The sequence below is a fragment of the Gordonia sp. CPCC 206044 genome, assembly GCF_048537895.1.
Taxonomy (GTDB): Bacteria; Actinomycetota; Actinomycetes; order Mycobacteriales; family Mycobacteriaceae; genus Gordonia.
Genome location: NZ_JBCLVL010000013.1, coordinates 82,039 through 106,163 on the forward strand (window position 1 = coordinate 82,039; position 24,125 = coordinate 106,163).

Below are 24,125 nucleotides of genomic sequence, written 5' to 3' on the forward strand. Positions count from 1 at the left end.
CGACGCTCACCGACCCGCGATCGCCGAACGACTGTCGAAGAAGTACACCTTGCCGATGTTGGTCGCCACCGCGAGCTGACCCTTGGGCGACACCGACACACCCGTGGCGAATCCGACCGATTCCGGCAGTGACAGAACACGTTTCGTCGATCCGTCGGTGGTGGACACCTCGGTGAGTGACAAGGAGTTCTTGCCTGCATCGCGCACCACGGTCCATGCGGTGTCCGAATCGGTCAACGTGGACAGGCTGACGGTGGCCAGATCCTTGCGTTGCCACACCTGTTCGGCGTGATCGCCGCGGTCGCGCAGCAGCGTGAGCGGTGCGCCCAGCACGCCGGTCGGGATGATCAGACCGTCCGGCGACACCGACATCGTGGCGAAACCGTAGCCGCCGTTGCGATATGTCCAGCGGGTCTTGCCGGTGGCGGCGTCGAGGGCGACGATCTGACCCAACCGACTGAACGCGTAGACGGTCGCACCGTCGGCCGACAACGTCGGCGGTCCGACCACGCCACCGGGTACATCGGCATGCCAGAGTTCACTCATGGTGCGGGCGCCGTCGCGCTCGGCGTACGTCATGGCGCGGACCTGCGAGGCGATCGCGCCCTGCGGCCAGAAGTTGAGGAAGAAACGCTCGTGGTCGGTGTCGACGGCGGGCGCTGCCGGGATCGCGCAGCGCGGGCCGTTGGTCACACAGTCGCCGTAACCGGCGATCGGGTCGTCGGGGTTGGCGTCGGGGCGCAACCGGACCTCGGGGGCGGCGAACTCCGCGGTCTGACTGTCGATCAACAACACTTGGCCCTGCGTGGTGGTCACCAGCACCTGACCGGGCGCGGCGAACTTGCCGGGTAGCGGAACACCGATGACGGGCATCCGCCAGCGAATGGCGCCGCCGGCATTCCACGCGAGGAACGTGGTCTCCTCGCCGATGTAGGGCTGGTCGAACTGGTCGATGAGTGCGGTGTTGACCTCGACGCCGGGACGCATCCGCTTGCAGAAGTTCTTGCGCCCGTTGCGGGGATCGAGCACCAACCAGTTGCAGCCGTTGGCGGTGTCGGCGGTGACGCCCACATTCGACTGGTTGGAGATGCTCAGAGGTGCCGTCACCGGCCCGCCGGTGGGGCGCGTCCAGCTCAGTTCCAGATCGTCGGGGACCGCGGGATAGGCGAAGTTGGAATTGGCCGCGTTGCCGCCGTAGCTCGACCACCCCGGGCTCGCGACCGTGCGCACGTCGATGTGTCCGTCCGAGCAGGCCGCGACCAGCAGTGCGATCGACGTGACCAGGAGTGCGGCGAGGGGCCGAACTCGGCTCGAAACCTCACGCCCGCGGGCCGTTGCAGCCATCCTTCTCCTGTTCGGTGATCACGATCTGCTCCGTCGGTCGACGTGCCAGCTTCAGAGCCTATCGTGCCGAGAAATCGCGTCGATTAGGGTTTGTCCCCATGACGACGATGTGGAACGCCTCGTACCGCTCACGCTGGAGAGCGGGCCGTCGGCGCGACCCCGCGCAGGCGCGGTTCCTCACCCTCGACTCGCTGCGATGGGTGTTGCGAAACCGGGCATACACGCCCTGGTACCTGGTGCGCTACTACCGTCTCGCCCGGTTCCGGCTGGCGAATCCGCACATCGTCCTGCGCGGCATGGTGTTCCTCGGCCGCAACGTGGAGATCCACGCGACGCCGCAGATGTCGCGGATGGAGATCGGTCGTTGGGTGCACATCGGGGACGGCAACTCGATCCGCTGCCACGAGGGCAGCCTCAAGATCGGCGACAAGACGGTCTTCGGCTGCAACAACGTCGTCAACGCCTATCTCGACCTCGAGATCGGTGGGTCGACGCTGCTCGCCGACTGGTGCTACATCTGCGACTTCGACCACCGGATGGACGACATCACCCTGCCCATCAAGGATCAGGGCATCGTCAAGGGGCCGGTGCGTATCGGCCCGGACACCTGGGTGGCGGCGAAGGTCTCGGTTCTGCGCAACACCGTCGTCGGGCGTGGCTGTGTGCTGGGCTCGCACGCGGTGGTCAAGGGTGTCATCCCGGACTATTCCATCGCGGTGGGCGCCCCGGCGCGCGTGGTGAAGAACCGGAAGGACATGTGGGCGAACTCGGCCGCCGAGCGAGCCGAACTCGAACGGGCGCTGGCCGACATCGAACGCAAGAAAGCCGCTGCGGCCCAGCAGAAGTGACCGGGAACGGGGTCACTCGTCGTCGAGCGGCTTGCCCGGATCGCGCTCGGGCAGCGGTCGTTGCGGGATGTCCGGACGGCCGATCGCATGGCGGACCCGCCGTTTGGCGGCCAGATAGACGCCCGCGGTGCGTTCGGCGACCTCGTCCCAGGAGAAGTCCTCGGTGAGTCGCTCCCGGGCGCGGCGGGCGCGGCTCGCCGTGGCGCCGGCGTCGGTGAGGGTGGCGCGCACGGCCGACGCCAGACCCGCCACGTCGCCGGGGGCGAAGGTCAGTCCGGTGGTCGGATCACTCACGGCCTCACCGAGTCCGCCCGCGGTGGACACCACCAGCGGTGCGCCGGTCGCGGCGGCTTCGAGCGCGACGATCCCGAACGGTTCGTAGCGGCTCGGTAGGACGATCGCCGAGCAGCGGTGCATAAGTTCGACGAGTCCCTCGTGGTCGACCGACCCGATGAACCGGACCGCGCGGGTGATCCGCAGACGGCGCGTCTGCTCGACCAGCCACTCCTGCTGGGTTCCGATGCCCGCGATGGTCAGCGTGGTACCCGGATGTGTCCGTCGGATGCGGGGCAGTGCCGCGAGCAGATCCTGGACGCCCTTCTCGTATTCGAGGCGTCCCGCGAAAAGCAGTTCCGGCGGGCCGGGGTGCCCGGTGCGTGGCGCGAACGGCCAGGTGCGGATGTCGATGCCGTTGTGGATCACCGAGATGTCGCAGATGTCGGGGCCGAACAATCGGGTCACCTCGTCGCGCATCGACGCCGAACACGTGATCAGCGAATCCGATTCGGCGGCCAGCCACCACTCGACCGAATGCACCTGACGATTCGTCGGACCGCTCACCCACCCGCTGTGTCGGCCCGCCTCGGTGGCGTGCACGGTGGTCACCAGCGGGACGTCGAAGAACTCGGCCAGCGCGATGGCCGGGTGGGCGACCAACCAGTCGTGGGCGTGCACGACATCCGGCTCCCACGGACGGGAATCGGGTGAATTGCGTTCCCCGGCAAGGATTCTCAATCCAGCACGAACAAACGAATGGCCCATCGCCAGCGTCCAGGTCATCATGTCGCGGCCGAAGTCGAACTCCGGTGGGTCCTCGGCGACCGCGATGATCCGCACACCGTCGATGCGGGTGTCGGTGGTGGGATGGGTCAGCGCATCGGTGCCGGCGGCACGTCTGGAGAGCACGATGATCTCGTGCCCCTGCGCCGCGAGCGCGGTGGCGAGATTGTGCACATGGCGCCCGAGCCCCCCGACCACCACCGGCGGGTATTCCCACGAGACCATCAGGACCTTCATGTGCGACCCCCCGTCGCGGCCGTTCCGGCGGCGGCGTCGGTGCGCAGCCGTCGCGCATCGAGACCGGCGAACAGATTGTCGGCCCGGAACCAGTTGTCGGCCAATGTCTGTGCCCGCTCGGGTCGTCCGCGCAGCGCGGCGTCGCAGATCTCCCGGGTGGCATGGGCGTGTTTGTGGGCACGATCCACGGCGTAACCTGCCGCGGTGTCCTTGGAGACCATGAACGGCCAGTCCGACGCCACCGTCATCAGTGTCTCCCGGACGATCTGGTCGGCCACCCGGTTTCGGCCGCCGCCGGGCGAGAGCACCTTGTCGACGGTGGTGAGCGCTGTGTCGACGACCTCGGCGTTGAGCTGCACCAGATGCTCCACCTGCGGTCCGTTCCACACCCGCCAGTCCTTACCCGACCCCCAGGACGAGGCCGGGAGGTCGACCGGGGCGCCGACGAACCCGTCACGGCGGGCGCCGGCCAGGGTGCCGATCGCAACGCCCGCCTCGGGGAGTCGTCGGAGCACACGCTCGAGCCAGACCGGGCCTTCGTGCCACCAGTGACCGAACAACTCGGTGTCGAAGGCCGCGACGACGAGCGCAGGCCGGCCCTGACGATCGGATTCACTGATGAGGCGCCGCCGCACCTGGTCGACGAAATCGTCGACGTGCCGGTCGATCACCGCGTCCACCAGGTCGGGGTCGTAGGGCTTCTTGTCCTCCGACGGCACCGACCGGCCGGTGACACGGGCGGGTTTGAGGCCGGTGAGATGGTCGTAGGTGTGGAAGTCGCGGTATGCGCCGTGGCCCGGGTAGCCGGATTTCGGTGACCAGACGCGATAACTGACGACCAGGTCGCGACCGAATGCCACCACGTCGGTGTCGCCCACCGGCCGACCGAGTGCGGTGTCGCCGCGCAGGGTGGGGCCGTCCACCATGAAGTGTCCGACGCCTGCGGCGGCATACTCGGTTTCCATCCCGGGGGCGAAGGCACATTCGGGCGCCCAGATGCCTTGCGGATCAACGGCCCACCGTGCGTGCGCATCGGCGAGGCCCTGTTCCAGCGAGAAACGGCGCAGACGTTGATCGAGCAGCGGGGCGAAGGGGTGCGCCAGCGGGCCGCCGAGGATCTCGACGACACGGGACTCGGCGAGCGCCCGGATCTGCGGACCGCCGCCGTGACGCCAGTGGGTCTCGAAGTCATCGATGGCCGCACCCGCCGCGAGGAACTCGCGGCGCCCGAGGTCCCGACGGTTCGGATCGGTCGCCACCGCGGCCTCGATCGCCCGCAACCGCCAGTCGGCGAGCCATTCGTGCATGGATGCGGCACAGTGCGGATCGTCGAGCTGGGCGGCCAGGACCGGCGTGATACCCAGCGACAGTTGATCGGTCAGACCGTCGGCGGCCAGCCTGCGCAGCATCGCGAAGACCGGGAGATAGGACGCGGCCCAGGATTGATACAGCCATTCCTCGCCGACCGGCCACCGGCCGTGATTGGCCAGCCAGGGCAGATGCGAGTGCAGGACCAGGGTGAACTGGCCGGGGACGGTGTCGGGCGAGGAGATGCTCACGAGTCCGGTGTCATCCGTCAGGGCCGCGTGGCGACGGCGAGCAGGTCCAGGCACGCATCGATGTCGTCGCCCGCGGCACCGGCCCGGATGTCGAAGTCGTCGGTGGTGATGGCCGCGACGTCGGCGGCCAGTTCCTCGGGCCATGGCACGTCGGCCAGCGCGCGCTCGATCTGTGCGTCGATGATCGATCCACCCCACGTGGCGTCGAGTGCGGCCAGACGTGCGCCGTGGTGGACGCCGAGCATCTCGTCGACGACGAACCCGCCGTCGACGAGCAGTTCGGTCAGTTCGGCGGCGTTCAGTTCCCGGGTGTGGAACGGATTGAGGGGGGTGTCGCGTCCGGGCGAGAAGGTGATCCGGTTCGGTGTCGAGATCAACAGTCGGCCGCCGGGACGCAGCACGCGACGGCACTCGGCGATGAACTGTGCCTGATCCCACAGGTGCTCGATGACCTGGAAGTTCACCACCACGTCGACCGAACCGTCGGGCAGTGGCAGATCGATGAGATTTCCCTGATGGACCACGAGTCCCGGATATCGTCGGCGCGTGTGCTCGACGGCACTGCTGTCGTAGTCGACGCAGGTCACCGAGTCGGCGACGGTGGCGAGCATCGCCGCGCCGTAGCCCTCACCCGATCCGGCCTCCAGGACGACCCGCTGCGCACACCGTGCCAGGATGGCCTCGTAGGCGACCTCGTGACGACGGAACCAGTAGTTCTCCTCGGGAATCCCGGGCACGGTCCGCTCACCGGTCAGCGCCAGGTGCGCATCCGCGGCCGCGATCGTCTCGTGAGGCTCGGTCATCTCAGAGACACTAGTGCCTGATCTCCGCCGGATCGGGCACGGGATTCGCTCGCCGGGATCCGCCGAACGTCCCCGAGTCACCCTTGTGCTCAGCCTGAACGTATCGTTGCCCCCGCTGACCTGCGGGTGTTGGCATGGTCGTCATGACGACAGAAGCGGTGTCCGACGAGATCAAGTTCGCCTATTGGGTTCCCAACGTGAGTGGTGGGCTCGTCACCAGCACCATCGAGCAGCGCACGAGCTGGGATTACGACTACAACGTGAAACTGGCGCGCACCGCCGAGAACAACGGCTTCGAGTACGCCCTCTCCCAAGTTCGCTACGAGGCGAGTTATGGCGCCGAATACCAGCACGAGTCAACGAGTTTCAGCCTCGCCCTGTTGCTGGCCACGCAGCGGTTGAAGGTGATCGCGGCCGTGCATCCCGGACTCTGGCAGCCGGCGGTGCTGGCCAAGCTGGGTGCGACCGCCGATCAGCTCTCCGGCGGGCGGTTCGCCGTCAACGTGGTCAGCGGCTGGTTCAAAGACGAGTTCACCCATCTCGGTGAGCCGTGGCTCGAGCACGACGAGCGCTACCGCCGCAGCGCGGAGTTCCTCGAGGTCCTGCGCACGATCTGGACCACCGACGACGTCGACTTCCGGGGGGACTTCTATCGAATCCACGACTTCACCCTCAAGCCCAAGCCGCTCAACAGTCCGGCGCGGCCCAATCCCGAACTGTTCCAAGGCGGGAACTCGCTGGCCGCGCGCCGAAACGGTGGCCGTCACGCCGACTGGTACTTCTCCAACGGCAAGGACTTCGACGGCGTCACCGAACAACTCGTCGACGTGCGGGCCTCGGCGCGCGAGGTCGGCCGGGAGGTGAAGTTCGGACTGAACGGCTTCATCATCGCCCGCGACACCGAGAAGGAGGCCCGGGACACCCTGCGCGAGATCGTGGAGAAGGCGAATCGTCCGGCGGTCGAGGGTTTCCGGGAGGCGGTGCAGCAGGCGGGCAACTCGACGGCGACGAAGTCGGGGATGTGGGCAGACTCCACCTTCGAGGACCTCGTGCAGTACAACGACGGTTTCCGGACCGGCCTGATCGGTACACCCGAACAGATCGCCGAGCGGATCGCCGCCTACCGCAAGCGCGGCGTCGACCTGATCCTCGGCGGCTTCCTGCATTTTCAGGAGGAGATCGAGTATTTCGGTGAGCGGGTGCTGCCGTTGGTGCGCGAGATCGAGGCGAACGAGCGATCGGCCGGACACGTGCTGGCGGGGGTGTGACCGACCCGGGCGAATGAATGCCGCACGCAGGCCCGTCGCGACGATCGCGACGGGCCTGCTGTTGCCATCGGTCTCCGACCGGCACATTCTGTGAGGTAGTCGATGTTCATCGTCGAGGTGGCAGACGCTAAAGTGGGGGAGACCGAAAGCAACTTACTGGGGAGTAAGGTGCTGAACCCGACGCAGGAGGTCGACGCAGACCCATGACAAACATTGTCGTTCTGATCAAGCAGGTTCCCGATACGTACTCCGAGCGCAAGCTGTCGGACGGCGATTTCACCCTGGACCGTGAGGCCGCCGACGCCGTGATCGACGAGATCAACGAGCGCGCAGTCGAAGAGGCCCTGCAGATCAAGGAAGCCGCCGGCGGCGAGGTGACCATCCTGACCGCCGGTCCCGAGCGTGCCACCGAGGCCATTCGCAAGGCGCTGTCGATGGGTGCCGACAAGGCCATCCACATCCAGGACGATCTCCTGCATGGTTCCGACGCCGTGCAGACCGCCTACGTGCTGGCCCGTGCGCTCGGCACGGTCGAGGGCGTCGAGCTCGTCATCGCGGGCAACGAGGCCACCGACGGTCGTGTCGGTGCGATCCCGGCGATGATCGCGGAGTACCTGGAACTGCCGCATCTGACCCATCTGCGCAAGCTGACCGTCGAGGGCGAGACCCTCAAGGGCGAGCGTGAGACCGACGACGGCATCTACCACATCGAGGGACAGCTGCCCGCGATCGTGAGCGTCAACGAGAAGATCAACGAGCCGCGCTTCCCGTCCTTCAAGGGCATCATGGCCGCCAAGAAGAAGGAAGTCCAGGTCGTCACGCTGGCCGAGATCGACGTCGAGGCAAGCGATGTGGGTCTGGACAACGCAGGTACCGCCGTGCTGTCGTCCACCCCGAAGCCGCCGAAGACCGCGGGCGAGCGGGTCGCCGACGAGGGCGACGGTGGCGTGAAGGTCGCCGAGTACCTGGTGTCGCAGAAGATCATCTAGCGCCCGGACTCGAACCAGACCATCCACCTCAGACACTCAGGAGTAATCACCATGGCAGAAGCACTTGTGCTGGTCGAGCAGGACGCCGAGGGCGGACTGAAGAAGGTCACCAGCGAACTCATCACCGCAGCGCGCGCGCTGGGCACCCCGGCGGCCGTCGTCGTCGGAAAGCCGGGTGGCGCGGACGGCATCATCGACGGTCTCAAGGAGGCCGGTGCCGAGAAGATCTACGTCGCCGAATCCGACGACGCCGCCACCCACCTCGTCTCGCCGCAGGTCGACGTGCTCTCGGCGATCGCCGAGCAGGCCACCCCGGCAGGCGTCCTCGTCGCGGCGACCGCCGACGGCAAGGAGATCGCGGGACGTCTCGCAGTGCGCCTGGGCTCGGGCGTGCTCGCCGACGTGATCGACGTGAAGGAAGGCGGCGTCGGAGTCCACTCGATCTTCGGTGGCGCCTTCACCGTCGAGGCCCAGGCCAAGGGTGACGTCCCGGTCATCTCGGTGCGTCCGGGTGGCGTCGAGGCGGCTCCGCAGGCCGGTGCCGGTGAGCGCGTGGACGTCGAGGTCCCGGCCACCGCCGAGAACGCGGTGAAGATCACCAAGGTCGAGCCGAACGTCGGCGGCGACCGTCCGGAACTCACCGAGGCCTCCATCGTCGTGTCCGGTGGACGTGGCGTGGGCAGCGCGGAGAAGTTCTCGGTCGTCGAGGAACTCGCCGACTCGCTCGGTGCGGCCGTCGGTGCCTCGCGTGCCGCGGTCGACTCCGGCTACTACCCCGGACAGTTCCAGGTTGGTCAGACCGGCAAGACCGTGTCGCCGCAGCTCTACGTCGCACTCGGCATCTCGGGCGCGATCCAGCACCGCGCGGGCATGCAGACGTCGAAGACCATCGTCGCGGTCAACAAGGACGAAGAGGCGCCGATCTTCGAGATCGCCGACTACGGCATCGTCGGCGACCTGTTCAACGTCGCCCCGCAGCTGACCGAAGAGGTCAAGAAGCGCAAGTGATGTCCACGCGCGGCTGACACCGCGCGATCGGTCACCGCGATGACCCCCGCCCGTCACACGACGGGACGGGGGCCATCGTGCGTCCGTGGCTCCCGAGCTGGGAGTTCACCCACCGCGCACCGACACGACATGTGGGCTTCGCCACCTCGTCGCCGGGTGCCGATGTCATCGACGCATGGCAGTGCTGACCAGCCCCATGACCCCCGCACTCCATGCACCGCCGTGGCCCACGGCCGCGCCGATCGGTGCTCCGACGTCCACCTCGACACCCGGGGTGGACCCTGTTCATCACGCGTGGTACCCACTGAGTCCTTGTGGCGCAAGCTGTTTCGACGATGAGCTGCCGCGAGGGGCCGGTCGGGTACTGGTGGCGGCGCGGATGGCGCGCCTGATCGCGACGATGCTTACGTTGGCGATCCTCGGCCCGCTCATCGCACTCGGGCCACGCATGATCCGCAGGCGATTCCTCAGCCGGGCAGCACGCGGGCTGCTGCGCGCGCTCGGCGTCACCGTCATGGTCGACGACCTGCGTCCGTTCCCGGGGCGGATGCGTGGCCTCGTCGTCGCCAACCACATCTCGTTCCTGGACATCCTCGCGCTCGCGGTGATCTGCCCGGCACACTTCGTCGCGAAGTCGGACATCGCGGCGATGCCGGTGGTGTCCGGTCTGGCCAGACGGCTCGGCATCATCACCATCGACCGCGCGGCGCTGCGAGAACTGCCTGGTGCGGTGCGCACGGCTGTCGACGGACTCCACCGGGACAGTTCGGTTGCGGTGTTCCCGGAGGGGACCACCCGATGCGGGCGAGAACCCGGTCGATTTCGTCCCGCCTTCTTCCAGGCCGCCATCGACGCAGGTGTGCCCGTCCTCCCGGTCCGGTTGCGGTTCGCGACGGCCGGCGGCGTGACGACCACGGCGCCGAGTTTCATCGGCACCGACACCCCGGCGCACACGCTGCGCCGGGTGCTGCGGATGCGCGGGCTCACGGTGCACATCCGTGTCCACGAGATGCAGATCGCCGACGTCGATCGGCGGACCCTGGCCGCACGCTGCGAACGGATCATCGCGGCCTGACGGGGCCGGCCGGCTCTCCGGGAGGGCGCCGATGACACCTTTACATATCTCATATATGTTGTAGCCCTGGTGGGCGACGGTCGCGCCCATCGAGTCGACGACCAGGAGGCAACCAGCTATGGCACCCAGAGCGGGATCCGCATCGGCATTCTCCCGAGCCGAGGCACAGGACAGATTCCGCGAGTTGAGGTCGGCGACCGGTCTGATCGACGACGCCGAACTCGACAACGTGTGGGCAGCCCTCGAGACGGTCCGTCCCGAGGAGATGCTCGGTTCCTGGAAGGGCGCCCAGTTCGTCACCGGCCACCCGGTCAACGCGATGCTGGAGAAGGCGCGCTGGTTCGGCAAGACGTTCGTCTCGCGCACCGACGTCAAGCCGATGATCTGTCGCGACGACGAGGGGAACCTCTACTCCGACACCAAGCTGGGCAAGGGGGAGGCGAGCTTGTGGTCGGTGGACTTCCGCGGTGAGGTCACCGCGTCGATGGTCTACGACGGCCAGCCGATCATCGACCATTTCAAGAAGGTCGACGAGAACACGGTCATGGGCATCATGAACGGCAAGGGTGCGGTCGTCGACGGTCGCTACCTGTACTTCCTGCTCGACCGGATCTGACGCGGGTGCGTATCGACGCTGCGGTGGTGTCCGAGCCGGGCGGGCCGTTCGAGGTCGTCCCGGTGGACATCGACACGCCGCGCGCAGGTGAGGTCCTGGTCCGCATCCGGGCGGTGGGGATCTGTCACACCGATCTGGGCATGAAGGCCACGTGGTCGCCACGACGGTGCCCGCAGGTCTTCGGACACGAGGGTGCCGGGATCGTGGAGGCGGTCGGACCGGGAGTCACCCGGGTGGTGCCGGGTCAGTCCGTCTGTCTCACCTATCGCAGCTGCGGACGATGTGCGCAATGTGCCGCCGGGCATCCGGCCTACTGCACGGCCGGGCTGAACACCGTGGGACGGCCCGACGGTACGCCCACGCTCACCCGCGACGGCGCCCCGGTGTTCGGCGGCTTCTTCGGTCAGTCCAGCTTCGCCACCTATGCACTTGCCCACGAGGACAACACGATTGCGGTTCCGGACACGCTGTCGCCGGTGGTGGCGGCGCCGCTGGGGTGCGGGGTGCAGACCGGCTACGGCACCGTCACCCGCGTCGTGCGGCCGGCCCGCGGTTCGACGGTGACCGTCTACGGCGCGGGCAGCGTCGGCCTGTGTGCCGTGATGGCGGCCGTGCATGCCGGAGCCCAGGTGGTGGCCGTCGACCCCATCGCGGGGCGTCGGGAACTGGCCGAGAAGTTCGGGGCGCTCGCCGCCGTCGACCCCACCGTCACCGACGACCTCGGGCGCGAGGTGATCGCTCGGCACGGTCGGGGGACCGACCACGCCATCGACACCACCGCGCGCCAGGACGTGTTCTCCGCCGCGGTGACAGCGGCCGAGCCGCGCGGAGACATCGCGCTCGTCGGTATCGGCCGGCGACTCGAGTTCGACGTCATGGGTGTGCTCTACAAGGGGTTGAGCATCCGCGGGGTCATCGAGGGCGACGTGGTGCCCCACGAGACGATCCCCGAACTCGCCGATCTCTACGCCTCCGGAGAGTTGCCGCTCGACGACCTCATCACCGCCTATCCGTTCGCCGAGATCGAGCGGGCCGCCGCCGACTCGCTGTCGGGTACATCGATCAAACCGGTCCTCGTCTTCGACGCCTGAGTACCGATCCGGCCCAGATCCGGCCTGCCGGGAAGTGGAGATCCCGCCCGCCGGGAATTGGACCGTGGTGTTCGCGCGTTTATCCTTGCAACGACATGTCCATGCCATCCCGCGCCCCGGTCTACCTCGACCATGCTGCTTCGACGGCCATGCTGCCCGAAGCCGTCGAGGCGATGAGTGCTGTCTTCGCACAACCCGGTAACGCGTCGTCGCTACACGGATCCGGACGCTGGGCGCGCCGCAAGCTGGAAGAGGCGCGCGAATCGGTGGCCGCATCCGTGGGTGCCCGGCCCTCCGAGGTGATCTTCACCGGAGGCGGCACCGAATCGGACAACCTCGCACTCAAGGGCATCTACTGGGCGCGTCGTCGCGGCCATCCCGAACGTCGCCGCGTCATCGTCTCCGCGGTGGAACATCACGCGATCCTCGATCCGGCGATGTGGCTGGCCGACGCGGACGATGCGGAACTGGTCATCGCTCCGGTGGACGACCGCGGTTTCGTGTCGCCTGCCTGGCTGCGCGCCGACCTCGCCGACCACGCGGACGAAACCGCCGTGATCTCGGTGATGTGGGCGAACAACGAGGTGGGCACCATCCAGCCGATCGCCGAACTCGCGGCGATCGGCGCTGCGTTCGGTGTGCCGGTGCATTCCGACGCCGTTCAGGCGGTCGGCCACATACCGGTCGACTTCGGTGCGAGTGGGTTGTCGGCGTTGAGCCTGGCCGCCCACAAGTTCGGCGGTCCGCAGGGTGTGGGTGCCCTGCTGCTGCGCCGCGACGTGGAGTGTGTGCCGCTGCTACATGGCGGTGGACACGAGCGCGACGTGCGATCGGGCACGCAGGACGTCGCCGGCGCCGTCGGGATGGCCACTGCGCTGCGTCTGGCCACCGAACGGATGGCGGATTCGACCGCACACGTCGGTGCGTTGCGGGATCGACTCTTCGACATCCTGCTCGCACAACCCGACACGATCGTGAACGGACCCGACGACGAGCACCGTCTGCCGGGAAACGTGCACGTCTCGTTCGAGGGGTGCGAGGGCGACTCACTGCTCATGCTGCTCGACGCGAACGGCGTGGAGTGCTCGACCGGATCGGCGTGTACCGCCGGGGTCGCACAGGCCAGTCACGTGCTGCTGGCGATGGGCCTCGACGTGGCCACGGCCCGCGGATCACTGCGTTTCTCGTTGGCGCCGAGCACCACCTCGGCCGACATCGACGCGGTCGACGAGGTCATCGGACAGGTCGTCGAGCGGGCTCGCGCCGCCGGGCTCGTCTCGTCACGAACAGGGGAGGCACGCTGATGCGGGTTCTCGTGGCGATGAGCGGCGGGGTGGACTCCTCGGTCGCCGCCGCCCGCGCCGTCGAGGCGGGACATGACGTGGTCGGCGTCCATCTCGCGCTGTCCACGGCGCCGGGCGCACTGCGGACCGGTTCGCGCGGATGCTGCTCGCGCGAGGATGCCTCGGATGCGCGGCGCGTCGCCGACATCCTCGGAATCCCGTTCTACGTCTGGGATTTCGCCGACCGGTTCAAAGACGACGTCATCGACGAGTTCGTCGAGGCGTATGCCGCAGGCCAGACGCCGAATCCCTGCCTGACGTGCAACGAGAAGATCAAGTTCGCCGCGCTCGCCGAGAAGGCCGTCGCACTGGGCTTCGACGCGCTGGCCACTGGACACTACGCACGACTGGTCGACGGTGAGCTGCGGCGCGCCGTCGACGAGGACAAGGATCAGTCCTACGTGCTCGCCGTTCTCACGGCCGATCAACTCGGGCGGGCGATGTTCCCGATCGGTGACTCCCCGAAGAGTGAGATCCGCGCGGAGGCCGCGGGTCGAGGGCTCGCCGTCGCGGACAAGCCCGATTCGCACGACATCTGTTTCATCCCAACCGGTGACACGCAGGCATTCCTGGGTGCGCACATCGGGATTCGACCGGGCGCGGTCGTGGATGCCGACAGCGGGGACCAGTTGGCCGAGCATTCCGGCGTGCACGGTTTCACCATCGGTCAGCGCAAGGGGCTCGGCATCGAGGCGCCGGCCGCCGACGGCCGACCGCGTTATGTCACCGACATCGATCCGGCGTCCGGCACGGTCACGGTGGGCTCGGCCGAACACCTCGACGTCTGGTCGATCACTGCGCGTCGTGCCGTCTGGACCTGCGGTGCGACCCCGGATGGGCCCGTCGACGCGATGGTCCAGGTACGTGCACACGGAGGTCTGGCACCCGTCCGTGCCACCCCGTTCGAACGCGACGGGGAACCGATGATCGAGATCGCGTTGCGGGAGCCGCTGACCGGCGTGGCGCGCGGGCAGGCCGCCGTTCTGTACCTTCCCGACGCCGAGCGAGGCGACCTCGTGCTCGGTTGCGGCCGCATCGCCGACACCGACTCCGACCCGGCCTCCGGTCTGCGCTCGGATGCGGTCGTGAGCGGCCGTCACCGGTGAGTTCGTCGCGGGCCGCATCGATGCAGGGCGTGCTCCATGGTGGGGTGGGCACCGGAGTCGGCTCCATGCCGGGCGCCGATCCGCGTGAGGCGGCGGCGGTCGTCAACGGCGAACTCGATCTCGCACATCTCGCCGAACTCCCGCAACGTGGCGCCGGCGCCGACATGGTGGGGCGGATGGCCGCGGTGCTCGTCGACATGCCCATGGACGCGGGCACCTGGGGTTATCGGCTCGCCGCACGGGGTTCCGCAGTCGCCCGCCGTGCCCGCGACTTCGTGCACGCCGATCTCGACGCGGTCGAAGAACTCTGGGACACAGCGGGTTTCATCGGAACCGGGCGGGTCTTCAAGATCCAGGTGTGTGGTCCGTTCACGTTGTCTGCGTCGGTGGAGCTTCCTGCCGGCCACAAGGTGCTGCGTGACCGCGGCGCCTGGCGTGACGTGGTCGCCTCCACCACCGAGGGGATCATCGAACTCGTCGACGACGTGACGCGTCGCTTGGGTGCCCAGGTCGTGGTACAGCTCGACGAGCCGATGATCGGTGCGGTCATCGACGGCTCGGTTCGGCCTCTGACGCGATTCGACACCATCCCCGCGGTGCCGGTGAACGACGTCGCCCAGTCGCTGGCCGGTCTCGTCGAGGCGGTTGGTCGTCCGGTGATCGTGCACAGCTGCGCGACGCCGCGCTGGGATCTCGTCGAACGGTTGCCCGCGGTGGCCTGGTCGCTCGACATGTCCTCGCCGGGTCCCGCGGACCTCGATGGTGTGGGGGGCCTGATCGATCGCGGTGGGATCCTGCTCGCCGGTGTCGTACCCAGTGCAGGCGGCGATCGGCGCGTGCGTGCCGAGATCGTCGCCACCGGACTGGCCGAACTCACCGACCGGATCGGATTAGGTCGGAAGGTGCTGGCGGACAACGTGATCGTCACGCCGACGTGTGGTCTCGCCGGCGCCACGCCCGGTTGGGCCAAGGACGCGCTCGGTGTCTGCGCGCGGGCAGGCGAACTCCTCGCCGCCGATCCCGACGCGTTGTAGACACCGGTCGCCGGCCGAGATCTCGATACGGCGCCTCGCTGCGCTCGGTGCCTACTCGATCCGCGGGGGCGGTGGGTGCTCGTCGCTGGGCTCGGTGTCTACTTGATCAGCGGGGTCGGTGGGTGCTCGTCGCTGGGCTGGGTGTCTACTTGATCCGCGGGGGCGGTGGGTGCTCGTCGCTGGGCTGGGTGTCTACTTGATCCGCGGGGGCGGTGGGTGCTCGTCGCTGGGCTGGGTGTCTACTTGATCCGCGGGGGCGGTGGGTGCTCGTCGCTGGGCTGGGTGTCTACTTGATCCGCGGGGGCGGTGGGTGCTCGTCGCTGGGCTGGGTGTCTACTTGATCCGCGGGGGCGGTGGGTGCTCGTCGCTGGGCTGGGTGTCTACTTGATCCGCGGGGGCGGTGGGTGCTCGTCGCTGGGCTGGGTGCCTACTCGATCCGCGGGGGCGGTGGGTGCCTACTCTGTCGATGCACCGGGCGACGGCAGTCTTGCCATCGACCGCTTCGGGGCCACCTGGCGAAAACTCGCGTCCAGGAGTTCGGCCACCTCGGCCCAGTCCGTCGAACCGTCGAGGGCCAGACCGAGCCACCCGTACGGCCCAAGGTAGGCGGGCAGGAAGAACCGCGGATCCTCCACCAACGCTTGCCGTTCGGATTCGTCGGGGATGAACAGGATCGAGTGGTCGCGCCGCTCGCCGCCCTTCACGCTCCCGCCGTAGTTGCCGAACATCTTGCCGCACCGGAAGGTCGGCCGTCCGTGCGCGATCACCTCGGTGGCATCCGGGAGTGCCAGGGCGATCTGCCGTACCCGGCCCAGCAGGGGGTCGGCGTCGTCGAACATGATCGGGTGCGCCACGTGTCCCAGCATAAATCGTCGTGTCCGTCTCGTGGTCGTGTGCGCCCGGCCGGGAGCACCGAATTGCACTCATCGTGATCCGTGGGGTTGCGAGCCCTCCCGGTGCCGCTCAACGGGTCGAATCGTCCGGACACCGAGTCGCCGGGGCATGCGGATCGTCTCGAACCGCTACTTTTGTGCCATGAGATTCGGAATCTTCATACCGCAGGGCTGGCGACTCGATCTCGTCGGCATCGAACCGGCTGCGCAGTGGCCGCTGATGAAGGATCTGGCCGTGCAGGCCGATGCCGGACCGTGGGAATCGTTGTGGGTCTATGACCATTTCCACACCGTGCCCGCACCGACCGCCGAGGCGACACACGAGGCGTGGACCCTGATGTCGGCATTTGCCGCCTCCACCGAGCGGATCCGGCTCGGGCAGATGTGCACCTGCATCGCCTACCGCAATCCGGCCTATCTCGCGAAGGTGGCGGCCACGGTCGACCACGTCTCGGGTGGACGTGTCGAGATGGGGATCGGTGCCGGTTGGTACGAGCACGAGTGGCTCGCGTACGGGTACGGATTCCCCAGCGCGGGTGAGCGACTCAAGGCGCTCGACGAAGGTGTGCAGATCTTTCGGCAGGCATGGGAACACGGCGTGGCGAGCATCGACGGCGACATCTATCAGGTCGACGGCGCCATTGTTCAGCCGCTTCCGTTGCAGGAGAACGGTATTCCGATCTGGATCGCCGGAGGTGGGGAGCGCAAGACGTTGCGTATCGCGGCGAAATACGCGCAGTACACGAACTTCGACGGCACGCCGGAGGGATTCGCCCGCAAGTCTGCGATCCTGGCCGAGCACGCGCGTGACGTCGGGCGTGATCTCGACGAGATCGTGCGTTCGTCCAATTACAACGTGGTCATCGGAGAGACCGAGCGAGACGTTGCCGACAAGCTGGACTGGATCGACGCCCACTACCGGCCGTTGGTGCCGCAGGAGGCCTACGAACGTTTCTCGCAGACCTTCCGGTCGGGCCACCTCGTCGGCACCGTCGAGCAGATCATCGAGCGGCTGAAGGGGGTCGGGGACCTCGGACTCGCGTATGCGATCACCAATTTCGTCGACCTCGCCTACGACCGGTCCGCCGCGCAGTTGTTCGCCGACCGGGTGATACCCGAACTCGCCTGAGTCTCGGACCGGCCTGAGTCTCGGACCCGCCGGACCTGTCGGAACACTCCGATAGGCTTTGTGACCGTGGCAGAAGAAGTCGGCACCACAGACACCAGCGGCGACCTGCGCGAACAGTGGACCGCGCTGGCGGACGAGATCCGCGAGCACCAGTTCCGCTATTACGTCAAGGACGCGCCGGTCATCACCGACGGCGAGTTCGATCGGCTGCTGCGCTCGTTGCAGGAGATGGAGGACGCCCATCCTGAACTCGCGACACCGGATTCGCCGACGAAACTGGTCGGCGGCGGCTTCTCCACGGCATTCACCCCGGTGGACCATCTCGAGCGAATGTTGTCACTGGACAACGTGTTCGATTCCGACGAGATGCACACCTGGGTGGACCGGGTGGAGGCCGAGACCGGGAGCGGCACCCATTTCCTGTGTGAGCTCAAGATCGACGGTGTCGCGCTGGCGCTGGTCTACACCGACGGAACGTTGACCCGTGCGGTCACCCGCGGCGACGGCCGCACCGGCGAGGACGTCAGTCTCAACGCCCGCACCATCGAGGACATCCCGACCCGACTCACCGAGTCGGCCGACTACCCGATTCCGTCGGTGCTCGAGGTCCGCGGCGAGGTGTTCTTCCGGGTGGAGGATTTCGAGGCACTGAACGCGTCGCTGGTCGCCGACGGCAAGCCGCCGTTCGCCAACCCGCGCAACTCGGCGGCCGGGTCCCTGCGCCAGAAGAACCCCCAGGTCACCGCCCGTCGCCGACTGCGGATGATCTGCCACGGCATCGGCCACACCGAAGGCTGGCGACCGGAATCGTTGCATGACGCGTACCTCGCGCTGGGAGCGTGGGGTCTACCGGTCTCCGACCACACCACCAAGGTGTCCGGCACGTCGGAGATCCTCGACAAGATCGCCTACTGGGGAGAGCATCGCCACGACGTCGAGCACGAGATCGACGGCATCGTGGTCAAGGTCGACGATGTCAACCTGCAGCGCCGTCTCGGCGCGACATCGCGCGCCCCGCGGTGGGCGATCGCCTACAAGTATCCGCCCGAGGAGGCGACCACCACGCTGCTCGACATCAGGGTCGGCGTCGGTCGCACCGGCCGGGTCACCCCGTTCGCGTTCATGGAACCGGTGCTCGTCGCCGGATCGACGGTGTCGCGGGCGACCCTGCACAACGAGTCCGAGGTGCGACGCAAGGGTGTGCTGATCGGTGACACGGTGACCATCCGCAAGGCCGGCGACGTGATCCCCGAGGTGCTCGGTCCGGTGGTCGACGTCCGTGACGGCAGCGAGCGCGAGTTCGTGATGCCCACGCACTGCCCCGAATGCGGGACGCAGTTGCGGCCCGAGAAGGACAGCGACGCAGATATCCGTTGTCCCAACTCTCAATCGTGCCCGGCGCAACTGCGGGAGCGACTGTTCCATCTGGCCGGCCGCGGCTCCTTCGACATCGAGGCGCTCGGTTACGAGGCCGCGACCGCGTTGCCGACCTCCGGGGTCATCACCAACGAGGGCGATCTGTTCTCACTCACCGCCGACGATCTGACGAAAACCGATCTGTTCACCACCAAGGCCGGTGCGCTCTCGGCGAACGGCAAACGGCTTCTCGCCAACCTCGATGGGGCCAAACAGGTTCCGTTGTGGCGGGTGCTGGTCGGGCTGTCCATCCGCCACGTCGGGCCGACCGCGGCGCGGGCGTTGGCGACCGAGTTCGGCTCGTTGCAGGCCATCGAGGAGGCGAGCCCCGACGATCTCGCCGGGGTCGAAGGGCTCGGCATGACGCTGGCGCAGAGCATCCACGACTGGTTCACCGTGGACTGGCATCGCGACATCGTCGAGAAGTGGCGTGCCGCAGGCGTTTCCATGGAAGACGAGCGTGACGAGTCGATCGTCCGCACTCTCGAGGGCAAGACCGTCGTGGTGACCGGTTCGCTGCAGAACTATTCGCGCGACGGCGCCAAGGAAGCGATCCTGGCCCGCGGCGGAAAGGCGTCGGGGTCGGTGTCGAAGAAGACCGACTACGTCGTCGTCGGCGATGCGCCGGGCAGCAAGGCCGCCAAGGCCGAACAACTCGGCGTGCCGATTCTCGACGAGGACGCGTTCACCCATCTGCTGGAGACGGGAGAGGCGCCCGAGGCCTGACGCTCAGCCCTCCGAGCGCAGCACGGTGCTGACGATGCCGGCGAGGTAGCCGAGTCGGGCGATCTCCGACGGCCGGAAGTCGGGTCCACCGATCCGGCCGAGCAGGATGGCCTTCTCGTGTGTGCCCACCGGCGCCGCGGCGAGTCTGGTGTCCATGTCCTGCCAGGTGTCGGGTACCCAGTCGGCGCTGCCGTCGAGCTGGTGGGCGCGATCGATGGGTAGCCAATCGGCGCGGGTCAGCTGTGTCTCCGGAGCACCGGAGCTGCCGAACAGCTGGAGTACCCCGCCGCTGGCGCTGGTGATGACCGTCGCCCACGACACCCGCAGCACCCGCGGAGCGTTGTCCACCAGCACCTGCAGTCGGTCGGGCGATGCCGCCGTGGCCACCTGATCCACCAGCTCGAGCTCGCGGTGGGTGTCCAGCACACCGGCATAGGGTCGGATCGAATCGACGCGGACACCTGCGAGTTTCTCGGCCGCGGTGATCAGTCCGTCGGGGAGCGAGCCGGGGGCGATGTCGACGACGAGGTCGTCGACCGCGTAGCCCTCGCCACGCTCGACGACCTCCAGGGACAGGATGTCGGCACCCACGGAGCCGAGTTGGACGGCGAGGAGTCCGAGACTGCCGGGCCGATCCTCGAGGTGGACACGCAGCAGATACGACACGCGGATCATTCTCCCACCGTCACGCCAGCGCCGCGTGCCCGGGGAGCCCACACCGACGCCGTGCAGGTGCGCTCCCATAGGCTGGAGGGCAAGCACGCACGACACGGCGAGAAAGGACCTGTCATGTCCAGCGGATCATCCTCGGCGATCTCTCGGGAGGAGGTCGCGCACCTGGCCCGGCTGTCCCGGCTCGCGCTGACCGACGAGGAACTCGACCAGTACGCGACCCAGCTCGATTCCATCCTCGCGCACGTCGCACAGGTGTCCGAGGTGGCCGCCGACGATGTGCCCGGCACCGCCCACCCGGCGCAGCTGGCCAACGTGCTCCGTCCCGACGTGGTGAAGCCGTGCCTGACGACCGAGCAGGCACTGTCCGGTGCGCCCGCCGTGGAACAGGACCGCTTCGCCGTCCCGCAGATCTTGGGAGAAGAACAGTGACATCTGCCACCCGCGCCGCGGACGACATCACCGGACTGTCCGCCGCCGACCTGGCCGCCAAGATCGCATCGCGTGACCTGTCGTCGGTCGAGGTCACCCAGGCACACCTGGACCGGATCGCCGAGGTCGACGACCAGCTGGGTGCCTTCCTGCATGTCAGCGGCGCCGAGGCCCTCGTCGCGGCCAAGGCCGCCGACGACGCGATCGCGGCCGGGTCCGCGCCGTCGCCGCTCACCGGGGTCCCGATCGCACTCAAGGACGTGTTCACCACCGTCGACGCCCCGACCACCTGCGGGTCCAAGATCCTAGAGGGATGGGTACCGCCTTACGACGCGGCGGTCACCGAGCGCCTGCGTGCCGCCGGGATCCCTATCCTCGGCAAGACCAACATGGACGAGTTCGCGATGGGCAGTTCCACCGAGAACTCGGCCTATCAGGTGACCCGCAATCCGTGGGACACCTCCAAGATCCCCGGCGGATCGGGTGGTGGCAGTGCCGCGGCTCTGGCCTCCTATCAGGCGCCGCTCGCGATCGGTACCGACACCGGTGGCTCGATCCGGCAGCCCGCCGCGGTCACGGCCACCGTGGGCGTGAAGCCGACGTACGGCACCGTGTCCCGCTACGGGCTGGTGGCCTGCGCGTCATCGCTCGACCAGGGCGGTCCGTGTGGCCGGACCGTCCTCGACACCGCGATGCTGCACGCCGTGATCGCCGGTCACGACCAGCGTGACTCGACGTCCATCGACGCACCCGTCCCCGATGTGGTGGCGGCGGCGAAATTCGGTGCGGAACAAGACCTCTCGGGGGTGCGGATCGGTGTGGTCCGCGAGCTGGGCGGCGAGGGCTACCAGTCGGGTGTCCTCGATTCGTTCCATGCCGCCCTGCAGGTGCTCACCGATCGTGGTGCCGAGGTCGTCGAGGTGTCCTGCCCGCACTTCACCTACGCCCTCGGTGCGTACTACCTGATCCTCCCGTCGGAGGTGTCCTCCAACCTCGCGCGGTTCGACGCCATGCGCTATGGCCTGCGCGTCGGCGACGACGGCACTCACAGTGCCGACGAGGTCATGGCACTCACCCGGGAGGCAGGTTTCGGACCAGAGGTCAAGCGGCGCATCATGATCGGCACCTACGCCCTGTCGTCGGGGTACTACGACGCCTACTACGGGCAGGCGCAGAAGGTCCGCACGCTGATCTCCCGGGACTTCACCGAGGCCTTCGAGAAGGTCGACGTCCTGGTGTCCCCGACGACTCCGACGACCGCCTTCGCCATCGGCGAGAAGGTCGACGATCCGCTGTCGATGTACCTGTTCGACCTGTGCACGCTGCCGGTGAACCTCGCGGGTGTCGGCGCGATGTCGGTGCCGTCGGGTCTGTCCGCCGACGACGGTATGCCCGTCGGTCTGCAGATCATGGCGCCCGCACTGGCCGACGACCGGCTCTACCGGGTCGGCGGTGCCTACGAGGCGGCGCGCGGTCCCATCGAGTGAGCCTGCTCGGGTCCGTAGCGGTGACCGACACCGGCCGGACCGTCGAGCGAGGTGAGCAGGTCGGTACTGGTCTGCACGAAACCGACGATCGGTAGCCATGGCGGACGCCGCACCTCCCGCCCGACGACGGTGGTGTCCTGCGGCGGGGAGGCGGGTCGCCACAGCAGCGACCACGACCAGCGGGCCACCGGGTCCGACGCGTTGGCGAGAACCGTGCGCGGCGATCCCGGTCCCGGCCCGGGGGCGACGCTGTCGCCGGGTACGCCGGCCAGCACTGTGTCCGCCACGGCGCCCGGATGGGTGCGGTCGGCCCACTCACGTGCGGCGTCGGCGCCGAGTGCGCCCAGGCTCTGTCCGTACAGGTGGATCTCGGGTCGTGGAGCCGCGCCGCGGGTCTCGACCTGAGCGATCACCTCGTCGAGCACCGCGGTCGCAGAACGACCGGCTCCCGACCGGTCGCCGATGAAGGCCTGCCACGACGGTTCGTGTGCGTATTGCAACGCGATGACCGACACGTCTCCGTGGAAGCGGTCGGTGTAGCCGTTCACCGCTGCCGGATCCACCCAGCCCGACCCGGTCGGCACCGCGATCACGACGGCGCGGCGATCGAGGCCACCGTCGTCTGCCCACCGCTGGGCCAATGCCTGGCTGCGCACGGCGAGTGATCGGCCGTCCTGCGGCGCGTACACCACCCCCGCCGGTGTGCGTGGTCCGGCACCGGTGTCGTCGGCGGTGGCCGCGGGGAGGTAACCGGCCATCAGTGCGGCGGCCGTCGCGACCACCAGGGCGGTCACCCGGGGCACGAACACGATCGCGCCGAACGCGACGGCGGCCGGTGTCAGCGAGATCATCATCCATTCGACGCCGACCTGTGGGGCCCCCAGGTCGGTGCGCAGGGCCTTCTGCCACGACACGCTCAGGATGCCGAGCACCGTGAGCGCACCGGCGAAGATGAACAGGCCTGCGGCCGCGACCGGCGGACGCACCCGGCGGTGACGTGTGGCCACCAGCGCGATGACGGTTGCGATGGCGACGATCGCGGCGGTCAGCAGCCCCGAGACGACCGCCGATCGCGGCAACCCCGACGGCCACAGCCCGGTCATGGCGCCCGCGGTCGCGGCGATCGAGACCGCGATGTGCGGTAGCCCCCGTGTATCACGTGACCGTGAATATCGCTGTGTCCGAGGCAGATACGTCACGGCGGTCATCGCACGGCCTTCGGTAGGTCGACGGTGAGTGTCGCCCAACCGCGTTCGACGGCCGTCGACACGATCCGCACGGTCGACTCATTCGGCGCCGGTGGACCGTCGTATTGGCGCCAGGTGTTCAGGCGCAGCCCGCCTGCGGCCGCCACTGCCGCCAGATCGCACAACGGGGACGAACACGACGCGTGCATCCGGTCGATGAGCTGACCGTCGAGACGGCGGCGCGCCCAACCGCCGAGGGGATGTCCCTGTTGTTCGGCGAATCGCAGGACGTCATAGCCGAAGTCATGGGTACGGCACAACCGATCGAACCGGTCCGGCATGGGGATCGGTGACGAGCAATCGCCGTCGGCGTCGACGGGATAGCCGTCCTCGACCCCGGGCCGATAGCCCATCGTCTCGACGAACGAGTCCGGCAGTTCTGCGAGAACTCGCTCGTGGTGCCCATCGGTCAGATCCCAGACCATCCGGCCGGCCGGTGTGGACAGGTCGGCCGACACGGCACCGTCAGGCGCCTCGTCGTCGAGATACGGTGCCGGATAACCATTTCCGTCGAGCGCCGCAGGTGCTGCGACCGCGGGAGCGATTCCGACGGCCAGTGCAGCGGTCGTCGTGGCGATCAGCGTGGTGAATGCCAGAACATGTCCGCTTCGAGTGCGGAGCCTCCGATGAAATCCCATGGCTCCGAAGCTAAGAAGCGTGCCCACGACGCCACATCACCCGCGACGGTGAACCGGAGACGGGTGCGGGGACCGGATCGGGCCGTGTCGGGTCATCCGCGCGGG

The 24,125-nt window shown here is 68.1% G+C and carries 22 protein-coding genes; 14 read left to right on the plus strand and 8 right to left on the minus strand.

Annotated elements, in window-relative coordinates; genetic code table 11:
• Window positions 1-6 precede the first annotated feature (6 nt).
• Window positions 7-1,344 (minus strand): PQQ-binding-like beta-propeller repeat protein, encoded by a 1,338-nt coding sequence (locus AAFP35_RS19645; protein ID WP_419223319.1) that lies wholly within the window; start codon window positions 1,342-1,344, stop codon window positions 7-9.
• Between the two features lie 98 nt (window positions 1,345-1,442).
• Between AAFP35_RS19645 and AAFP35_RS19650 the strand changes: the two genes are divergently transcribed.
• Complete coding sequence (locus AAFP35_RS19650; protein WP_419223320.1) at window positions 1,443-2,192, plus strand: acyltransferase; 750 nt, start codon at window positions 1,443-1,445, stop codon at window positions 2,190-2,192.
• Window positions 2,193-2,204: 12 nt separating this feature from the next.
• Here the strand turns inward: AAFP35_RS19650 and AAFP35_RS19655 are convergent, their stop codons facing one another.
• From AAFP35_RS19655 to AAFP35_RS19665, 3 genes are read right to left on the minus strand one after another with little or no spacing between them, the layout of a single operon-like run.
• Entirely contained in the window at window positions 2,205-3,488 is a 1,284-nt protein-coding gene (locus AAFP35_RS19655) for a glycosyltransferase family 4 protein (RefSeq protein WP_419223322.1), read from the minus strand.
• On the minus strand, window positions 3,485-5,047 hold the full coding sequence (locus AAFP35_RS19660; RefSeq protein ID WP_419223323.1) for a 1,4-alpha-glucan branching protein domain-containing protein: 1,563 nt from the start codon (window positions 5,045-5,047) through the stop codon (window positions 3,485-3,487). The genes AAFP35_RS19655 and AAFP35_RS19660 overlap by 4 nt, the downstream gene beginning before the upstream one ends.
• A 17-nt stretch (window positions 5,048-5,064) precedes the next feature.
• Complete coding sequence (locus tag AAFP35_RS19665; RefSeq protein ID WP_419223325.1) at window positions 5,065-5,850, minus strand: methyltransferase domain-containing protein; 786 nt, start codon at window positions 5,848-5,850, stop codon at window positions 5,065-5,067.
• 143 nt (window positions 5,851-5,993) lie between these two features.
• Between AAFP35_RS19665 and sfnG the strand changes: the two genes are divergently transcribed.
• The 9 genes from sfnG to AAFP35_RS19710 all read left to right on the plus strand — a co-directional run bounded on the left by sfnG (window position 5,994) and on the right by AAFP35_RS19710 (window position 15,380).
• The gene (gene sfnG, locus AAFP35_RS19670; RefSeq protein WP_419223326.1) at window positions 5,994-7,118 is read left to right on the plus strand and encodes a dimethylsulfone monooxygenase SfnG; all 1,125 of its coding nucleotides are present in this window, start codon (window positions 5,994-5,996) and stop codon (window positions 7,116-7,118) included.
• 203 nt (window positions 7,119-7,321) lie between these two features.
• Window positions 7,322-8,107: an electron transfer flavoprotein subunit beta/FixA family protein gene (locus AAFP35_RS19675; RefSeq protein ID WP_419223327.1), complete on the plus strand. Its 786-nt coding sequence runs from the start codon at window positions 7,322-7,324 to the stop codon at window positions 8,105-8,107.
• A 51-nt stretch (window positions 8,108-8,158) separates the two neighbouring features.
• Window positions 8,159-9,115 carry an electron transfer flavoprotein subunit alpha/FixB family protein gene (locus tag AAFP35_RS19680; protein WP_419223328.1) on the plus strand — a complete coding sequence of 319 codons (957 nt, stop codon included), beginning with the start codon at window positions 8,159-8,161 and terminating at the stop codon, window positions 9,113-9,115.
• Window positions 9,116-9,290: 175 nt separating this feature from the next.
• Window positions 9,291-10,190: a lysophospholipid acyltransferase family protein gene (locus AAFP35_RS19685; protein ID WP_419223329.1), complete on the plus strand. Its 900-nt coding sequence runs from the start codon at window positions 9,291-9,293 to the stop codon at window positions 10,188-10,190.
• A 118-nt stretch (window positions 10,191-10,308) separates the two neighbouring features.
• Entirely contained in the window at window positions 10,309-10,806 is a 498-nt protein-coding gene (locus AAFP35_RS19690) for a DUF4334 domain-containing protein (protein ID WP_419223330.1), read from the plus strand.
• 5 nt (window positions 10,807-10,811) lie between these two features.
• The gene (locus tag AAFP35_RS19695) at window positions 10,812-11,897 is read left to right on the plus strand and encodes an NAD(P)-dependent alcohol dehydrogenase (RefSeq protein WP_419223331.1); all 1,086 of its coding nucleotides are present in this window, start codon (window positions 10,812-10,814) and stop codon (window positions 11,895-11,897) included.
• Window positions 11,898-11,998: 101 nt separating this feature from the next.
• A complete protein-coding gene (locus AAFP35_RS19700; RefSeq protein ID WP_419223409.1) occupies window positions 11,999-13,201 on the plus strand; it encodes a cysteine desulfurase family protein in 1,203 nt (400 codons plus the stop codon).
• Window positions 13,201-14,346, plus strand: a complete 1,146-nt coding sequence (mnmA, locus tag AAFP35_RS19705) for a tRNA 2-thiouridine(34) synthase MnmA (RefSeq protein ID WP_419223332.1) — start codon at window positions 13,201-13,203, stop codon at window positions 14,344-14,346. The genes AAFP35_RS19700 and mnmA overlap by 1 nt, the downstream gene beginning before the upstream one ends.
• 20 nt (window positions 14,347-14,366) lie before the next feature.
• Window positions 14,367-15,380, plus strand: a complete 1,014-nt coding sequence (locus AAFP35_RS19710) for a vitamin-B12 independent methionine synthase (protein WP_419223410.1) — start codon at window positions 14,367-14,369, stop codon at window positions 15,378-15,380.
• Between the two features lie 455 nt (window positions 15,381-15,835).
• Here AAFP35_RS19710 and AAFP35_RS19715 read toward each other — a convergent pair whose 3' ends face one another.
• Window positions 15,836-16,234: an MmcQ/YjbR family DNA-binding protein gene (locus tag AAFP35_RS19715; RefSeq protein ID WP_419223333.1), complete on the minus strand. Its 399-nt coding sequence runs from the start codon at window positions 16,232-16,234 to the stop codon at window positions 15,836-15,838.
• 181 nt (window positions 16,235-16,415) lie between these two features.
• Between AAFP35_RS19715 and AAFP35_RS19720 the strand changes: the two genes are divergently transcribed.
• Window positions 16,416-17,402 carry an LLM class F420-dependent oxidoreductase gene (locus AAFP35_RS19720; RefSeq protein ID WP_419223334.1) on the plus strand — a complete coding sequence of 329 codons (987 nt, stop codon included), beginning with the start codon at window positions 16,416-16,418 and terminating at the stop codon, window positions 17,400-17,402.
• Window positions 17,403-17,468: 66 nt separating this feature from the next.
• On the plus strand, window positions 17,469-19,544 hold the full coding sequence (ligA, locus tag AAFP35_RS19725; protein WP_419223335.1) for an NAD-dependent DNA ligase LigA: 2,076 nt from the start codon (window positions 17,469-17,471) through the stop codon (window positions 19,542-19,544).
• A 3-nt stretch (window positions 19,545-19,547) separates the two neighbouring features.
• Here the strand turns inward: ligA and AAFP35_RS19730 are convergent, their stop codons facing one another.
• Window positions 19,548-20,219, minus strand: a complete 672-nt coding sequence (locus AAFP35_RS19730; RefSeq protein WP_419223336.1) for an amino acid-binding protein — start codon at window positions 20,217-20,219, stop codon at window positions 19,548-19,550.
• 114 nt (window positions 20,220-20,333) lie between these two features.
• Between AAFP35_RS19730 and gatC the strand changes: the two genes are divergently transcribed.
• Together gatC and gatA are read left to right on the plus strand one after the other, a co-directional pair.
• A complete protein-coding gene (gatC, locus tag AAFP35_RS19735) occupies window positions 20,334-20,648 on the plus strand; it encodes an Asp-tRNA(Asn)/Glu-tRNA(Gln) amidotransferase subunit GatC (protein ID WP_419223337.1) in 315 nt (104 codons plus the stop codon).
• A complete protein-coding gene (gatA, locus tag AAFP35_RS19740) occupies window positions 20,645-22,135 on the plus strand; it encodes an Asp-tRNA(Asn)/Glu-tRNA(Gln) amidotransferase subunit GatA (protein WP_419223339.1) in 1,491 nt (496 codons plus the stop codon). Before gatC ends, gatA begins: the two co-directional genes overlap by 4 nt.
• Here the strand turns inward: gatA and AAFP35_RS19745 are convergent.
• Together AAFP35_RS19745 and AAFP35_RS19750 are read right to left on the minus strand one after the other, a co-directional pair.
• On the minus strand, window positions 22,105-23,343 hold the full coding sequence (locus AAFP35_RS19745; RefSeq protein ID WP_419223340.1) for an alpha/beta-hydrolase family protein: 1,239 nt from the start codon (window positions 23,341-23,343) through the stop codon (window positions 22,105-22,107). The two genes, gatA and AAFP35_RS19745, sit on opposite strands and share 31 nt — an antisense overlap.
• The gene (locus AAFP35_RS19750; protein WP_419223341.1) at window positions 23,340-24,020 is read right to left on the minus strand and encodes a hypothetical protein; all 681 of its coding nucleotides are present in this window, start codon (window positions 24,018-24,020) and stop codon (window positions 23,340-23,342) included. Before AAFP35_RS19750 ends, AAFP35_RS19745 begins: the two co-directional genes overlap by 4 nt.
• Window positions 24,021-24,125 lie beyond the last annotated feature (105 nt).

Bases quoted from the DNA above. Each gene is read 5' to 3' on its own strand.
- AAFP35_RS19645 (WP_419223319.1), bottom strand. From the start codon at position 1,344: ATGGCTGCAACGGCCCGCGGGCGTGAGGTTTCGAGCCGAGTTCGGCCC.
- AAFP35_RS19650 (WP_419223320.1), top strand. From the start codon at position 1,443: ATGACGACGATGTGGAACGCCTCGTACCGCTCACGCTGGAGAGCGGGC.
- AAFP35_RS19655 (WP_419223322.1), bottom strand. From the start codon at position 3,488: ATGAAGGTCCTGATGGTCTCGTGGGAATACCCGCCGGTGGTGGTCGGG.
- AAFP35_RS19665 (WP_419223325.1), bottom strand. From the start codon at position 5,850: ATGACCGAGCCTCACGAGACGATCGCGGCCGCGGATGCGCACCTGGCG.
- sfnG (WP_419223326.1), top strand. From the start codon at position 5,994: ATGACGACAGAAGCGGTGTCCGACGAGATCAAGTTCGCCTATTGGGTT.
- AAFP35_RS19675 (WP_419223327.1), top strand. From the start codon at position 7,322: ATGACAAACATTGTCGTTCTGATCAAGCAGGTTCCCGATACGTACTCC.
- AAFP35_RS19680 (WP_419223328.1), top strand. From the start codon at position 8,159: ATGGCAGAAGCACTTGTGCTGGTCGAGCAGGACGCCGAGGGCGGACTG.
- AAFP35_RS19685 (WP_419223329.1), top strand. From the start codon at position 9,291: ATGGCAGTGCTGACCAGCCCCATGACCCCCGCACTCCATGCACCGCCG.
- AAFP35_RS19690 (WP_419223330.1), top strand. From the start codon at position 10,309: ATGGCACCCAGAGCGGGATCCGCATCGGCATTCTCCCGAGCCGAGGCA.
- AAFP35_RS19700 (WP_419223409.1), top strand. From the start codon at position 11,999: ATGCCATCCCGCGCCCCGGTCTACCTCGACCATGCTGCTTCGACGGCC.
- mnmA (WP_419223332.1), top strand. From the start codon at position 13,201: ATGCGGGTTCTCGTGGCGATGAGCGGCGGGGTGGACTCCTCGGTCGCC.
- AAFP35_RS19710 (WP_419223410.1), top strand. From the start codon at position 14,367: ATGCAGGGCGTGCTCCATGGTGGGGTGGGCACCGGAGTCGGCTCCATG.
- AAFP35_RS19720 (WP_419223334.1), top strand. From the start codon at position 16,416: ATGAGATTCGGAATCTTCATACCGCAGGGCTGGCGACTCGATCTCGTC.
- AAFP35_RS19730 (WP_419223336.1), bottom strand. From the start codon at position 20,219: ATGATCCGCGTGTCGTATCTGCTGCGTGTCCACCTCGAGGATCGGCCC.
- gatC (WP_419223337.1), top strand. From the start codon at position 20,334: ATGTCCAGCGGATCATCCTCGGCGATCTCTCGGGAGGAGGTCGCGCAC.
- AAFP35_RS19745 (WP_419223340.1), bottom strand. From the start codon at position 23,343: ATGACCGCCGTGACGTATCTGCCTCGGACACAGCGATATTCACGGTCA.
- AAFP35_RS19750 (WP_419223341.1), bottom strand. From the start codon at position 24,020: ATGGGATTTCATCGGAGGCTCCGCACTCGAAGCGGACATGTTCTGGCA.